This is a genomic window from Roseinatronobacter domitianus, assembly GCF_023336755.1.
In the GTDB taxonomy this organism is placed as follows: Bacteria; Pseudomonadota; Alphaproteobacteria; order Rhodobacterales; family Rhodobacteraceae; genus Roseinatronobacter; species Roseinatronobacter domitianus.
This window is the reverse complement of the sequence record NZ_JALZWP010000004.1, coordinates 156,584-171,091: the sequence shown is the minus strand read 5'-3', so window position 1 is coordinate 171,091 and position 14,508 is coordinate 156,584. Positions and strand designations below refer to the sequence as shown.

Here is a 14,508-nt window from a genome sequence, read left to right as displayed (position 1 = left end):
ACTGCGATAGCGCGGTCAGTCCTCGGGTATGGCTGTCAACTCGCCGCCGACCAGAGCTTGGGCGAATTCTTCGGGGTCGAAGGCTTGCAGATCGTCGATCTGTTCGCCCACGCCGATGGCGTGGATCGGCAAGCCGAAACGGTCCGCCAAGGCCACCAGAACCCCGCCGCGTGCCGTGCCATCCAGCTTGGTCATGACCAGCCCGGACACATCCGCCAGCTTGCGGAAAATTTCGACTTGGTTCAGGGCGTTTTGCCCTGTCGTCGCATCCAGCACCAAAAGCGTGTTATGGGGGGCGTCGGGTTCCACCTTGCGCAGCACACGCAATATTTTTGCCAGCTCTTCCATCAGGTCGGCGCGGTTTTGCAAACGCCCGGCAGTGTCGATCATCAGCAGGTCAATACCTTCTGCCCGTGCGCGGTTCAGCGCGTCATGCGCAAGGCTGGCAGGGTCTGACCCTTCGGGCGCGGTCATCACCGGCACGCCCGCGCGCTCTCCCCAGACCTGCAATTGCTCTACGGCGGCGGCGCGGAAGGTGTCACCTGCCGCAATCATCACCGATTTTCCAGCCGTTCGGAACTGACTTGCCAGCTTGCCGATGGTCGTGGTCTTGCCCGCGCCATTCACGCCCACCACCAGCACAACTTGCGGGCGCGCAGAGTAGAGCGGCAGCGGTTTGGCGACCGGCTCCATGATGCGGGCGATTTCTTCGGCCAGTGCCGATTTAATCTCTGGCACCGACATCTTGCGCCCGAACCGTCCTTCGGCCAGATTGGCAGTGACGCGGCCAGCGGTTTCGACCCCCATATCGGCAGAAATAAGCAGGTCTTCCAACTGCTCCAGCATGTCATCATCCAACACGCGCCGCGGGGCGCTGCCCATGACCCGGCCCAGAAGGCCCGGTTCCGGCTTGCGGCTTTCCTCTGCGGTGCTGTCCTCGACCAGCGCATCCAGCCCTTCCTCCAGCTTGGAGGAAGATTTGAACATACGATCCTTGAGCTTCTTGAAAAACGACATGCGATCCGCGCCCTGATTGTTCCCAGACAGAGCTAACGTATTGCGCGCCGAAGGGAAAGATGCCGGGGCATTGCAACAGGTCGCATGGCAGTCAGGCGCAACCGTGCTATCTTGAGTGCAACTTATTAGGTTGTCGCGCCATGAAACACCCGGTCCTGCCCTTTGCCCTCGCCAGCCTTCCGCCGGTTCTGCTGCTGACGGTCGGCACGTTCGAGGGTGGGCTGTGGCTTTGGGCGGCGGCGCTTTACACCTCTTTTTTTGCGTTCGGGTTGGACGAGGCCTTGGGCATGGCCAGCCGCGAGGGCGCGGAGGACAGCATTGAGCGCGCAGCAAACCGTCTGTCGGTCGTGCTGGCCGTTGCGCATTTGGCGTTCATCCCGTTGGGCGTGGCGGCAGTTGCGGGCGTGACCGACCTGACCACGCTGGAGCGCGTTCTGGCCTTTTTCGGCTTTGGGCTGTTTTTCGGTCAGGTGAGTAATTCCAACGCGCATGAGCTGATCCATCGCAGCAGCGCGGGCCTGTTTGGCCTTGGAAAATGGGTCTATATATCGATGCTTTACGGGCACCACACCACGGCGCACCGACTGTTGCATCATGCCCATGTGGCGACACCGCTGGACCCGAACTTCCCCCCCAAGGGCCGCAGTTTTTACAGCTATTTCCCGCGCGGCTGGGTGCGTAGCTTTACCCATGGCTTTGCTGTGGAACGCGAACGTGCCGCGCGCACGGGGCGGATGAACCCCTATATCGAGTATGTCGGCGGCGCGCTGGTTTTCCTGATCGCGGCCTACCTGATCTTTGGGCTGGCTGGCGTGCTGGCCTATCTGGGCCTGTGCTTTTACGCGCAATCGCAACTGGCGATGGTGGATTACCTGCAACATTACGGTCTGGCGCGTCGCAAGCGGGCAGATGGGTCTTATGCGCCGCAAACCATCCACCATAGCTGGAACAGCCCGCATTGGTTTTCGTCGCATATGATGGTCAATGCCTCGCGCCATTCCGACCACCACGGCAATCCGGGCCGGGTTTACCCGGCGTTGCGCTTGCCCGACGAGATGCCGGTGTTGCCCTATTCGCTGCCCGCCATGGGGGTCATTGCGCTTGTGCCGCCCTTGTGGTTCAAACTGATGGATAAGCGGGTCGACAGGGTTCTGGCCCGGATGGAGGGTGTATGATCCGTCTTTTGATTGCGCTTATGGTGCTGTCGCTGCCTGTGCAGGCGCAAACCCCCATGACCGCAGCCGAGTTCGAGGCCTATGTCACCGGCCGCACCCTGACCTTTGGCTTTGAGGGGCAGGCCTATGGGGTGGAAGAATTCCGCGAAGGCCGCCGCACCACATGGGCTTTCATGCAGGAAGAATGCCGCGAGGGAAGCTGGTTTCCGAGAGGCGAGCAGATTTGTTTTGTCTATGATGACCGCCCTTCGGAAGAGCATTGCTGGATATTCTGGCAAGAGGATAACGGCCTGAATGCCCGCTTCATGGGGGAGGGGGGAACCGAGCTTTATGAGGTGCAGCAAAGCCCGCGCCCGCTGATCTGTCCGGGGCCGGAAGTTGGGGTATGATCCTGCGTGGCTCGGGGCACTCGCGGCATTGCGGGCCGCGTGATCTGCGATCTGGCGCGCTACCCAAAGGCCAGCGCGCTGCACCAAAGCAGCCGCACCAGCCCGCTTTGACCAGATACCCCGGTTTTTGCGTAAATCTGCTTGGCATAGCTGCGCCCGGTCTCTCGGGTCAGGCCCAACGCGGCGCTGGCGTGTGGCAGGCTTTGTCCTTGTCCCAGCGCACGGGCAAGCCGCGCTTCCGACAGGGTCAGGCCAAGCGCTTGCGCAAGCCGTGCGGGGGCGGGCAGATCGCGCGCCGCGCGCAGCAGAATGTCATCATCTGACAGCCCATAGGCCGTGATTCCGTCGGGGAGGGCGTGCAACGCGCCGGGCGCGACATCGGGTGCGGAAATACCAGCCTCTGCCAACAGCCGCGCGGCGGTTGCGTCCGGCCCGTTCGGCCCGGTTCGTCCCAGCCCCGCGTGCCACAGCATCGCCTGTGCCTGACCCAATGCTTGCGCCAACCCGGCGCGCTCTTGCCCCAAAACATGGCTTTGCGCGATATGCGGCATCAGACCGGAGAGCCTTGCGCTATCTGCGGCGCGAAAACTGCCGCGTGTTTTGTGTATCCAAAGCCAAAGTGGTGGCCCTTTGGCTGCGATCACACGGTGGTCGCCTGAACCGAAATCGGGGTCGAACGGCCCGGCGCGATCGACCAGTTCCTCGGCAGAATAGACGCGATCGGCGCGCAAGCTGTCGAAGCAGGCGGGGCGGGGCGGTGGTGCTTCGCCCCAGACGTCGTCTTGCGCATAGAGCGTCGCGTGGCTTGCCTGCATTTGTGTGGCCAATACCTGCAACACCGCTCCCCGGGCGATCCGACCGCCCGCGACGTCCCCCAAGGCCAGCAGTAAGTCAGCATCATCACGCGCGATCATCTTGGCATATTACCCCCATTTGGGGGGTGTGGTCAATCTTGCGGCAAGTTACAGCATTCCCAGCAAAATTGCGGAGCGGATATGACACAGACCAACCTGACCCATTTGCAGCGACTGGAAGCCGAAGCCATCCACATCATGCGCGAGGTCGTCGCAGAGGCGGAAAACCCGGTCATGCTGTATAGCGTTGGTAAGGACAGCGCTTGCATGCTGCATGTGGCGAAAAAGGCGTTCTACCCATCTCCACCGCCGTTCCCGCTGTTGCATGTCGATACAACGTGGAAATTCAAGGCCATGTATGCCATGCGCGAAGCCGCCGCGCGCAAGGCCGGAATGCAGCTGATTGTTCACCAGAACCCCGATGCGCTGCGACAGGGCATCAACCCGTTCGACCATGGCGGATTGCATACCGATATGTGGAAGACCGAAGGGCTGAAACAGGCGCTGGACCTGCACGGGTTTGACGCGGCCTTCGGTGGCGCGCGCCGCGACGAAGAAAAGAGCCGCGCCAAGGAACGCATTTTCAGCTTCCGCACCGCGGCGCATCGTTGGGATCCTAAAAGCCAGCGCCCGGAGCTGTGGCGCACCTTTAACGCGCGCAAGGCCAAGGGCGAATCCATGCGTGTGTTTCCGTTGTCCAACTGGACCGAGCTGGATATCTGGCAGTATATCCACCTGGAAAATATTGACATTGTGCCGCTCTATTACGCCGCTGAACGCCCCACGGTCATCCGCGACGGGATGCTGCTGATGGTCGATGACGACCGTTTCCCGCTGAACGGTGAAGAACCCGTCATGCGCTCTGTCCGGTTCCGCACGCTGGGCTGCTACCCGCTGACCGGTGCGGTGGAATCGACGGCAACGACCTTGCCGCAGATCATTCAGGAAATGCTTCTGACCACCACATCCGAGCGCCAGGGCCGCGCAATTGACCACGACCAAGCCGCGTCCATGGAGAAGAAGAAGCAGGAAGGGTATTTCTGATGTCCGAGATTTACAAAACCGATGCCCTGATTGCGGAAGATATTGATAAATATCTGGAAATTCACCAGCACAAAACCATGCTGCGGTTCATCACCTGCGGGTCGGTGGATGATGGTAAATCAACCCTGATTGGCCGTTTGCTGTATGACAGCAAGATGATCTTCGAGGACCAGCTTGCGACCTTGGAAGCGGATTCCAAGCGTGTCGGCACCCAAGGCGAAGGCATTGACTTTGCGCTGCTGGTCGATGGTCTGGCCGCCGAACGCGAGCAAGGCATCACCATTGACGTGGCTTACCGCTTCTTTGCCACCGACAAGCGCAAATTCATCGTGGCCGATACGCCGGGGCATGAACAATATACCCGCAACATGGTCACGGGCGCGTCCACCGCTGATCTGGCCGTCATCCTTATCGACGCGCGCAAAGGCGTGCTGACCCAGACCCGGCGGCACAGCTACCTTGCGCATCTGATCGGCATTCGCAACATCGTGCTGGCCGTGAACAAGATGGACCTGATCGGCTATGATCGCGCGAAATATGAGGAAATCGTCGCCGATTACCGTGCCTTTGCCGAAAGCATCGGGATTACCGAGTTTACCGCAATCCCGCTTTCAGGCCTTGCGGGCGACAACATCACAAGTCGTAGCGACAACACGCCATGGCATGATGGGCCGGTGCTGCTGGAGCACTTGGAAACGGTCGAGCTGAACCAATCGGTCGAGCAGGACAAACCCTTCCGCATGGCGGTGCAATGGGTGAACCGCCCGAACCTTGATTTTCGTGGTTTTGCCGGCACCATCGCCACCGGTGCGGTTGCCGTGGGCGATAGCGTGCGCGTGCTGCCCTCGGGCAAGACATCGACCATCTCACGGATCGTGACGATGGATGGCGACCTTCCGCAAGCTGTTGCCGGGCAGGCGGTCACGCTCTGCCTTGCCGATGAGATCGACTGCTCGCGCGGGCAAATTCTGTGCGCGGCGCAAAACCCTGTGGAAGTGGCCGATCAGTTCGAAGCAACCGTTATCTGGATGGACGAGGTCGAACTGACCCCCGGTCGTGCCTATTGGCTGAAACTGGGGCCGCAGACCGTGGGCGCCACCGTCGCGCAGCCGAAATATCAGGTCAATGTCAACACGATGGAACATCTGGCCGCCAAGGCGCTGGACCTGAACGCCATCGGTGTGGCCAATATTACCGTAGACCGCGACATTCCCTTTGCGTCCTATTCTGATAGCCGTGATCTGGGCGGGTTCATCCTGATCGACAAGATGACGAATCGCACGGTGGCGGCGGGGCTTATCCATTTCTCGTTGCGGCGGGCGCAGAACATTCACCGGCAGGCGACCGACATCAGCCGCGAGCATCATGCGGGTATGAAGAACCAGACCCCGATGGTGCTCTGGATGACGGGCCTCTCTGGCTCTGGCAAATCCACCATCGCCAACCTTGTGGAAAAGAAACTGGCGCGGATGAACCGGCACACTTACCTTCTGGATGGTGACAATGTGCGCCACGGGCTCAACAAGGATCTGGGCTTTACCGATGCCGATCGCGTGGAAAATATCCGCCGCGTGGGCGAAGTCGCGCGCCTGATGACCGATGCGGGGCTGATCGTGATTACAGCCTTTATCTCTCCCTTCCGGTCGGAACGCGACATGGTGCGTGGGATGATGCAGCCGGGTGAGTTTGTCGAAATCTTCATCGATACACCGCTGGAAGAGGCCGAGAAACGCGATGTGAAGGGGCTTTATGCGAAGGCCCGCGCGGGTCAGTTGAAGAACTTCACCGGCATCGATTCGCCCTATGAGCCGCCCGAATCGCCGCAAATCCGCATTGACACAACGCAGATGAGCGCCGAGGACGCGGCGGATATGATCGTTGCCAAGCTGCTTCCGTGACGCGCCTGTGAACCGGCCCGCCCTTGCCGGCGCGGGCCTTTGCGCATAGCCAATCGGATGATTATGCGGGGGCAGTTGGAATGTGGTTCATAACCGGGGCGTCCTCTGGGCTGGGGTTGGAAATGGTGCGCCTTCTGGCCGCGCGCGGGGTGCCTGTTTGCGCCTCTGGCCGACGTGGACCGGGTGATCTACCGGATGATTTTCCAAATATCCCCTATCACGCCTGCGACTTGGCTGATCCTATGGCGGTCACGAAATTGGCCGACTGGGCCATGGGGCAGGGGCCGCTTCGCGCGGTGGTGCTGAATGCGGGTGCGGGGTTCTTTCGCCCCTTGGCGCAGGAAACCCCTGACGCCATCGCCCGTGTTCTGGCCATCAACCTCGATGCCAATATAGCACTGGCGCATCGGCTGTGCCCGGTCTTGTCCGGGGGGCGATTGGGCCTGATCGGTTCTGTGGCGCATAAGGGCGCTGCCGGAATGCCGGTCTATGCAGCAAGCAAATCCGCACTGGACGGGTTTGGGCGGGCCTTGGCCGAAGAATGGCGCGGAACGGTCAAACTGCGTGTGCTGCACCCCGGCCCTGTGGCAACCGGCATGGCAACCCGCGCCGGTCGCACCCCCGATTTCGCTGACCGTGTGTTCTTGCCGCCGCGCCAAACCGCCGCCGCGTTGTTGGCCGCGCTAAATGCAGAAAGCGGGGCAGACAGGCAGACCGTGTCTTTCTTGCGCGTGGGCTTGCATCGCGTGCTTAAGGGAGCGGCATGAAGGTTCTTGTCACCGGAGGGGCCAGCGGGCTGGGGGCAGCATTGGTCGCGGCCTGTCGCGCGCGCGGCGATGAGGTCTGTGCCATAGACCTGGACCCGGCCGAGCGCAGTTGGGCGCATGACCTTGGCAACACCGATCCTGCCGCATGGGCCGCGCTTGCGGACTGGCTGGCCACGCAGGGTCCGTTCGATCTGGTGATCCTGTCGGCGGGCATCAGCGCGACTGGCCGATTTGAAACAATCCCCTTGGCCCAGCATCAGAACGTGACGGCGGTCAACCTTGCCGGGCCGATCCGGCTTGTGCATCTGTTAGAGAGTGGACACCTGTTGCGCGCCGGCGGGCGGCTGATTTGCATCGCCTCGCTCTCTTGTTTTACAGGGTATCCGGGGGCCGCCAGTTATGCCGCCAGCAAGGATGGGCTGGCAGGATTCGCGCGCAGTTTGCGCAGGCCGATGCGCAAACGTGGGATCACGGTGCAACTAGCGTGTCCCGGCCCGATGGACACGCCCCATGCCACGCGATACGCGCCCGACGGGGCCAGCACCAAGGGGCGTCTTGCGCCTGACCGCGCGGCACAGGCAATTTTGAACGCCCGCAGCTTTACCATCATTCCCGGTGCCGGGCCGAAGCTGGCGGCTGTTCTGGGGCGGTTGGCCCCGCAAACCCTGACCCGGCTGATGGGCCGGGTCTTGTTTTCAAAGCTGAAATAGCGTTCAGGCCGTCAGTCCCTCGGGTTCGGTCAAACCGTTCGCCCGGCAGCAGGCGGTGACGGTATTGGCCAGCAAGCAGGCAATTGTCATCGGGCCAACACCACCGGGGACAGGTGTGATCGCGCCCGCCACTTCGGCGCAGCTTGCGAAATCCACATCGCCGACCAGACGTGTCTTGCCTTCGGCACCCTCCACGCGGTTGATGCCGACATCGATCACTGTCGCGCCGGGTTTCACCCAATCGCCGGGGATCATCTCTGGTCGGCCGACGGCGGCGACCAGAATATCCGCGCCACGGCATACTTCTGCCAGATTGCGCGTACGCGAATGGGCAATCGTCACGGTGCAGCTGTCACCCAGCAAAAGCTGCGCCATGGGCTTGCCGACAATGTTTGACCGGCCCACAACCACCGCATTCATCCCTGACAGGCTGCCGTGATGGTCGCGCAGCATCATCAGACAGCCAAGGGGCGTGCAAGGCACCATGCTCTTTTGGCCGGTGCCCAATAGCCCAACATTGGAAATGTGAAAGCCATCCACATCCTTGGCCGGGTCGATGCTGTTGATGACAAGGTCCGAATCCAGATGAGCAGGCAGCGGTAACTGCACCAAAATTCCATGAACTTCGGGATCGGCATTCAGCTTCGCGATCAGCGCCAGCAGATCACTCTCGGATGTCTTTACATCCAGCTTATGTTCAAAAGATGCCATTCCGGCCTCGGCCGTCTGCTTCCCTTTGGACCGGACATAGACCTGGCTGGCTGGGTCTTCACCCACAAGGACGACGGCCAGACCCGGCACCAGCCCATGTTCTTCGCGCAGCCGTGTGACATGATCCGCGACCTTCGCCCGCACGCGTGCGGCAAAGGCTTTTCCGTCAATCAGGGTGGCAGGCATCGTGCTCTCCTCGCTCTTAACTGGCGGCGTAATTTGCCGCGTAATGATCTCTTTGCATGCGGGCTGCCAGAACGGCGTTCTTCAGCAGGGTGGCGACGGTTACAGGGCCGACACCGCCGGGGACAGGCGTGATCCAGCCCGCGACTTCGGCGCAACTGTCGAAATCAGCATCACCCACGGTGCGGCCATCAACCCGATTGATTCCGATATCAATCAGCGCCGCGCCGGGTTTCAGCATTTCTCCGGTCACAAGTCCGGGACGGCCCACGGCCACGAAAACCGCATCGGCGCGGCGCGAATGGACCGCCACTTGCCGTGTCATGTGGTGGCAAACCGTGACGGTTGCGCCCAGACCCATCATAAGAAAGGCAATGGGTTTGCCCACGATCTCGGAATGCCCGATCACCACCACGTCCAACCCTTCGACCTGCAAGGGAAGGGTTTTCAGCATCTCGACCGCTGCGACCGCGGTGCAGGGGCCAAGTGCCAGATCGTTATAGACGATATTCCCGATAGAGGCCGGGTGCATGCCTTCCACATCCTTGAACGGATGGACGGCCTTTTGCAGCGCCTTGACCGGGATATGGGCGGGCAGCGGGCGCTGAATGATAATGCCATGCACGCGCGGGTCGCTGTTCAGGCCAGTCAAAACGCCGGTCAGTTGCTCAAGCGAAATCTCCGCCGGGTAGGTGCGTTGTTCGAATTCCACGCCGGTGGCTTCGGCCTGTTTTTGCTGGTTGCGAACATAGAGCGCAGATGCCGCACCATCCCCCACCGTGATCGACACAAGTTTCGGCGCCCATCCGGTCCGGTCCAGCTCTGCCACATCGCGCGCAACCTCGTCGCGCATGGCCTGTGCGATGGATTTGCCGTCAATCAATGTGGCCGTCATGTCGTGTTCTTTCCTGTGCTTCCCAAAACCCGTTCCTCACGGGTGATGGACCAATCAATCAATTCAGACCAAAGTGCGCGTGCAAGCGCGGGGTCCAGACCCTGCTTGCTCGCTTCCGACGCGACCTTGTCCAGAACATCGCTAACCCGATCCTCTATCCGCGCGGGCAATCCTTCGCCCGGTTTCAATTCAATAGCCCGGTCAATATGCGCGGCACGCAGGGCAAGCAGCGCGACAAGCTCGCGGTCTATCTGGTCAATCTGGACGCGCAGTTGCGCCATGTTGGTGCAAGTAGTTGGATCGGGCATTGCAGATGGCCTTTATGAACAGATCATGCCCCTGTGTCCTAGACCGGTCATACTGCAACTGCAAACGCCAGAAGACGGGATGGAGGGTGGGGCGACGCCGGGCCGCAGGCGGCCCGGCGAGCGGCATCCCTTCATCCCCTCAGAACAGCCCTTCGATCAGCCCTTCTTCGTTGAAGCGGATGCTTTCCGCCGCCGGTTTGCGCGGCAGACCCGGCATGGTCATGATCTCGCCGCAGATTGCCACGATGAAGCCAGCACCTGCCGATAGACGCACCTCGCGCACCGGCACCGAGTGGCCGGTGGGCGCACCGCGTCGGGTCGGGTCGGTTGTAAAGGAATATTGTGTCTTGGCCATGCAGATCGGCAGGTTGCCGTAGCCCGCCGCTTCCCATTCCTTCAGTTGCGCCCGGATCTTGTCATCGGCCAGAACATCATCGGCACGGTAGATGCGCCGCGCGATGGTCTGCATCTTCTCGAATAGTGGCATGTCATCGGGGTAAAGCGGGGCGAATTGTGCTTGATCGGCATCAGCCAGTTCCGCCACGCGCGTGGCCAGTGCCGTCACCCCTTTCGAGCCTTCGGCCCAGTGGCGACACAGGATCGCTTCGGCGCCTTGTTCCGCGACATAGGCTTTTACCGCCGCGACCTCGGCATCGGTATCGCTGTGGAAATGGTTGATGGCGACCACCACAGGTACGCCAAATCCTTTCACATTCTCAATATGGCGACCCAAATTTGGGCAGCCTTTTTGCACAGCACTTACATTTTCCGAACCAAGGTCCGCTTTCGCCACGCCGCCGTTCATCTTCATCGCGCGCACAGTGGCCACGATGACCGCAACCGACGGTGCCAACCCCGCCTTGCGACATTTGATGTCGAAGAACTTCTCTGCCCCAAGGTCGGCCCCAAAGCCCGCTTCGGTCACGACGTAATCCGCCAAGCCCAACGCGGTTTGCGTGGCCACGACCGAGTTGCAGCCATGCGCGATATTAGCGAAAGGTCCGCCATGCACAAAGGCAGGGTTGTTTTCCAGTGTCTGCACAAGGTTGGGCTGCATCGCGTCTTTCAGCAACACAGTCATCGCGCCCTCGGCCCCGATATCGCGGCAGGTGATGGCCTTCTTCTCGCGGGTATAGGCCACGACAATATCGCCCAAGCGGTTTTGCAGGTCGTCCAGATCGGCGGCAAGGCACAGGATCGCCATGACCTCGGAGGCCACGGTAATGTCGAACCCGGTCTGGCGCGGAAAGCCGTTCGACACGCCGCCCAAGCTGACCACGGTGTCGCGCAGCGCGCGGTCGTTCATGTCCATCACGCGCCGCCAGACAATCCGGCGTTCGTCGATTTCCAGCGCGTTGCCCCAGTAAATATGGTTGTCGATCATCGCCGATAGCAGGTTATGCGCCGATGTGATCGCGTGGAAGTCGCCGGTGAAATGCAGGTTCATGTCTTCCATCGGGACAACCTGGGCCATACCGCCCCCCGCGGCACCCCCCTTCATCCCGAAATTTGGCCCAAGTGACGCTTCGCGGATGCAGATCGCCGCACGTTTCCCGATCGCGCACAAACCGTCGCCCAAGCCCACTGTGGTGGTGGTCTTGCCTTCGCCTGCGGGTGTCGGGTTTATCGCCGTCACAAGGATCAGTTTTCCGCGCTTGGCTGCACGCGCACTGGCGACAAAATCTTGGCTGACCTTTGCCTTGTCATGCCCGAAGGGCAGAAGATGCTCTGTCGGGATGTTCAATTTCGCGCCAATCTCTTGAATTGGCAGCTTTTTCGCCTCGCGGGCTATTTGGATATCGGTCTTGAAGCTCATGTGTCCCCCCTGCGGTATGGTGTCGCGTTCTCCAACGGCTATATCCGGGCGGTGTTGGTCGAACAGGGGCGATTGCGACAGTTTTGCCGTCAGTTCCGCCGTGGCTCTGTTTCGGTATGCGGTTGGCCACAAAAAAACGCGAGGGTGTTGGCACACCCCCGCGTTTCGTGAGTTGGGCTGGCTTAGCCTTTTTTCAGGCAGCGCTGGCCCAGAACTTCGGCAATCTGAACAGCGTTCAGCGCGGCACCTTTGCGCAGGTTGTCGCTGACGCACCATATGTTCAGGCCGTTGTCGATGGTGCTGTCCTGACGGATGCGGCTGATATAGGTCGCGTATTCGCCAACGCTTTCCACGGGTGTAATGTAGCCGCCGTCCTCGCGCTTATCGACCACAAGGATACCCGGAGCTTCGCGCAGGATGTCGCGGGCTTCGTCCTCGTCCAGAAAATCCTCGAACTCGATATTGATCGCTTCCGAGTGGCCCACGAAAACCGGAACGCGCACGCAGGTCGCGGTCAGTTTGATCTTGGGGTCCATGATTTTCTTGGTTTCCGCGACCATCTTCCATTCTTCCTTGGTCGAGCCATCGTCAAGGAAAACGTCGATATGCGGGATCACGTTAAAGGCGATCTGCTTGGGGTAGACGCTGGGTGCGACTTCCTGACCGGGCACGAACATGCCCTTGGTCTGGTTCCACAGCTCATCCATCGCCTCTTTACCGCTGCCAGAGACCGATTGATAGGTGCTGACGACAACGCGCTTGATGCGTGCGCGGTCATGCAAGGGCTTGAGCGCGACAACCATCTGCGCGGTCGAACAATTCGGGTTCGCGATGATGTTCTTCTTGGCGTAGTCGTCCACGGCGGCGGCGTTCACTTCGGGCACCACCAGCGGCACGTCCGGATCGTAGCGATAGAGCGATGAATTGTCGATCACCACGCAGCCCGCCTTGGCGGCGATGGGGGCGTATTTCTTTGTCGCGTCCGACCCCACGGCAAACAGCGCCATATCCCAGCCGGTGAAATCGAACTGGTCCAGATCCTGACATTTCAACGTGCGGTCGCCAAAGCTGACCTCGGTCCCCATCGACCGGCGCGAGGCCAGCGCCGCGATCTCATCGACCGGGAACTCGCGCTCTGCGAGGATGTTCAGCATTTCGTGGCCCACATTGCCCGTGGCACCAACGACGACGATCTTGTAGCCCATGTCGGTCTCCTATTGACAGGTTCGGCGGCTCATACCGCATCTGCAGGGCAAGGTATAGGGGCGCTTGGGTTATGGACGCTGCATCTTGGCTGCGCTATCAGCGGGGCGATCATTCGCGCGAAAGGTAGCCCCAATGTCTGGCCACGGCCCTGCTATTCCCATGACCGCCCGCAAATCTGGCCCCTTGCAGGGCGTGGCAGAGGTGCCGGGCGACAAGTCTATTTCCCACCGTGCGCTGATTTTGGGGGCGCTCTCGGTTGGGGAAACCCGCATTTCCGGGCTTCTGGAAGGGCAGGATGTGCTGGATACTGCCAGCGCCATGCGCGCTTTCGGGGCAGAGGTTACGCAACACGGCCCCGGAGAGTGGACGGTGCATGGCGTAGGCATTGGCGGTTTTGCCGAACCCGACCGGGTCATTGATTGCGGCAATTCCGGCACCGGGGTGCGGTTGATTATGGGGGCGATGGCCACGACCGGGATCACGGCCAGTTTCACGGGCGATGCAAGTCTGGTCAAACGCCCGATGGGCCGCGTGACCGACCCGCTGGCGCTGTTTGGCACGCAGGCGGTGGGCCGTGAGGGCGGACGCTTACCCATGACGGTTGTCGGCGCGGCGCAGCCTGTGCCGGTGCGCTACCGCGTGCCGATGCCCTCGGCGCAAGTGAAATCGGCGGTTCTGCTGGCGGGTTTGAACGCGCCGGGCCAGACTCTGGTCATCGAGGGTGAGCCAACCCGCGACCATACCGAGCGGATGTTGCGCGGGTTCGGGGCAGAGCTGACGGTTGAGGATACGGATGAAGGCCGTGTTATCACACTGACCGGCCAGCCCGAATTGAACGGGCAGGATGTGGCTGTGCCGCGTGACCCAAGCTCTGCCGCCTTTCCGGTTTGCGCAGCCCTCATGGTGCAGGATTCGAACATTCTGGTGCCCGGAGTCAGTCAAAACCCCACCCGAAATGGCATTTTCCTGACATTGCAGGATATGGGCGCAGACCTGGTCATGGAAAACCCGCGCGAGGAAGGGGGCGAGCCTGTTGCCGATCTGCGCGTGCGGTTCGGGGCGCTAAAGGGTATCCATGTGCCACCAGAGCGCGCGGCCAGCATGATTGACGAATACCCGGTCCTTGCTGCTTTGGCGGCGACCGCCGAAGGGGTGACAGTCATGACCGGCATCAAGGAATTACGGGTCAAGGAATCCGACCGCATCGACGCTATGGCGCGGGGGCTGGAAGCCTGCGGCGTGCGCGTGGAGGAAACCGAGGACAGCCTGACCGTTTACGGCATGGCCAAAGTGCCGGGCGGGGCGACGGTGGCGAGCCATCTGGACCACCGCATCGCCATGGCGTTCCTGTGTCTGGGCATGGTCAGTGCCAAGCCCATCACGGTCGATGACGCCAGCCCCATTGCCACGTCTTTCCCGGTATTCGAGCCCTTGATGACCGGTCTGGGCGCGCAGATCACCCGCGTCAATTCCTGACCAGCTTCAGCGGCCCAAGCCCTGGGCGGCACCTATGCAAAACCCGGCACGCTTTTGGC

14 protein-coding genes are annotated in these 14,508 nt (G+C 61.2%); 7 read left to right on the top strand and 7 right to left on the bottom strand.

Annotated elements, in window-relative coordinates:
- Positions 1 to 15: 15 nt before the first annotated feature.
- Complete coding sequence (gene ftsY / locus M3N55_RS06255) at positions 16 to 1,017, bottom strand: signal recognition particle-docking protein FtsY (RefSeq protein ID WP_249057500.1); 1,002 nt, start codon at positions 1,015 to 1,017, stop codon at positions 16 to 18.
- A gap of 140 nt (positions 1,018 to 1,157) precedes the next feature.
- Between ftsY and M3N55_RS06250 the strand changes: the two genes are divergently transcribed.
- Positions 1,158 to 2,192 carry an alkane 1-monooxygenase gene (locus tag M3N55_RS06250; protein ID WP_249057499.1) on the top strand — a complete coding sequence of 345 codons (1,035 nt, stop codon included), beginning with the start codon at positions 1,158 to 1,160 and terminating at the stop codon, positions 2,190 to 2,192.
- Positions 2,189 to 2,581, top strand: a complete 393-nt coding sequence (locus M3N55_RS06245; protein WP_249057497.1) for a hypothetical protein — start codon at positions 2,189 to 2,191, stop codon at positions 2,579 to 2,581. The genes M3N55_RS06250 and M3N55_RS06245 overlap by 4 nt, the downstream gene beginning before the upstream one ends.
- Before the next feature lie 59 nt (positions 2,582 to 2,640).
- Here M3N55_RS06245 and M3N55_RS06240 read toward each other — a convergent pair whose 3' ends face one another.
- Positions 2,641 to 3,495, bottom strand: coding sequence for a helix-turn-helix transcriptional regulator (locus M3N55_RS06240; protein WP_249057495.1), 855 nt, complete (start codon positions 3,493 to 3,495; stop codon positions 2,641 to 2,643).
- Between M3N55_RS06240 and cysD the strand changes: the two genes are divergently transcribed.
- The 4 genes from cysD to M3N55_RS06220 all read left to right on the top strand — a co-directional run bounded on the left by cysD (position 3,478) and on the right by M3N55_RS06220 (position 7,854).
- Positions 3,478 to 4,479, top strand: coding sequence for a sulfate adenylyltransferase subunit CysD (gene cysD / locus M3N55_RS06235; protein ID WP_346429257.1), 1,002 nt, complete (start codon positions 3,478 to 3,480; stop codon positions 4,477 to 4,479). The two genes, M3N55_RS06240 and cysD, sit on opposite strands and share 18 nt — an antisense overlap.
- Positions 4,479 to 6,377 carry a sulfate adenylyltransferase subunit CysN gene (cysN, locus tag M3N55_RS06230; protein WP_249057491.1) on the top strand — a complete coding sequence of 633 codons (1,899 nt, stop codon included), beginning with the start codon at positions 4,479 to 4,481 and terminating at the stop codon, positions 6,375 to 6,377. Before cysD ends, cysN begins: the two co-directional genes overlap by 1 nt.
- Positions 6,378 to 6,457: 80 nt before the next feature.
- Positions 6,458 to 7,144 (top strand): SDR family NAD(P)-dependent oxidoreductase, encoded by a 687-nt coding sequence (locus M3N55_RS06225; protein WP_249057490.1) that lies wholly within the window; start codon positions 6,458 to 6,460, stop codon positions 7,142 to 7,144.
- Positions 7,141 to 7,854: an SDR family NAD(P)-dependent oxidoreductase gene (locus M3N55_RS06220; RefSeq protein WP_249057488.1), complete on the top strand. Its 714-nt coding sequence runs from the start codon at positions 7,141 to 7,143 to the stop codon at positions 7,852 to 7,854. The genes M3N55_RS06225 and M3N55_RS06220 overlap by 4 nt, the downstream gene beginning before the upstream one ends.
- Before the next feature lie 3 nt (positions 7,855 to 7,857).
- Here M3N55_RS06220 and folD read toward each other — a convergent pair whose 3' ends face one another.
- From folD to M3N55_RS06195, 5 genes are all read right to left on the bottom strand, one after another.
- Positions 7,858 to 8,751, bottom strand: coding sequence for a bifunctional methylenetetrahydrofolate dehydrogenase/methenyltetrahydrofolate cyclohydrolase FolD (folD, locus tag M3N55_RS06215; protein WP_249057486.1), 894 nt, complete (start codon positions 8,749 to 8,751; stop codon positions 7,858 to 7,860).
- Positions 8,752 to 8,767: 16 nt separating this feature from the next.
- Positions 8,768 to 9,643: a bifunctional 5,10-methylenetetrahydrofolate dehydrogenase/5,10-methenyltetrahydrofolate cyclohydrolase gene (locus M3N55_RS06210; protein WP_249057484.1), complete on the bottom strand. Its 876-nt coding sequence runs from the start codon at positions 9,641 to 9,643 to the stop codon at positions 8,768 to 8,770.
- A complete protein-coding gene (locus M3N55_RS06205) occupies positions 9,640 to 9,951 on the bottom strand; it encodes a chorismate mutase (RefSeq protein ID WP_249057482.1) in 312 nt (103 codons plus the stop codon). The genes M3N55_RS06210 and M3N55_RS06205 overlap by 4 nt, the downstream gene beginning before the upstream one ends.
- Before the next feature lie 139 nt (positions 9,952 to 10,090).
- On the bottom strand, positions 10,091 to 11,767 hold the full coding sequence (locus tag M3N55_RS06200; RefSeq protein ID WP_249057480.1) for a formate--tetrahydrofolate ligase: 1,677 nt from the start codon (positions 11,765 to 11,767) through the stop codon (positions 10,091 to 10,093).
- 182 nt (positions 11,768 to 11,949) lie between these two features.
- Entirely contained in the window at positions 11,950 to 12,972 is a 1,023-nt protein-coding gene (locus tag M3N55_RS06195) for an aspartate-semialdehyde dehydrogenase (RefSeq protein WP_249057479.1), read from the bottom strand.
- Positions 12,973 to 13,105: 133 nt separating this feature from the next.
- Between M3N55_RS06195 and aroA the strand changes: the two genes are divergently transcribed.
- Positions 13,106 to 14,449, top strand: a complete 1,344-nt coding sequence (aroA, locus tag M3N55_RS06190; RefSeq protein ID WP_249057477.1) for a 3-phosphoshikimate 1-carboxyvinyltransferase — start codon at positions 13,106 to 13,108, stop codon at positions 14,447 to 14,449.
- Positions 14,450 to 14,508: the final 59 nt, after the last annotated feature.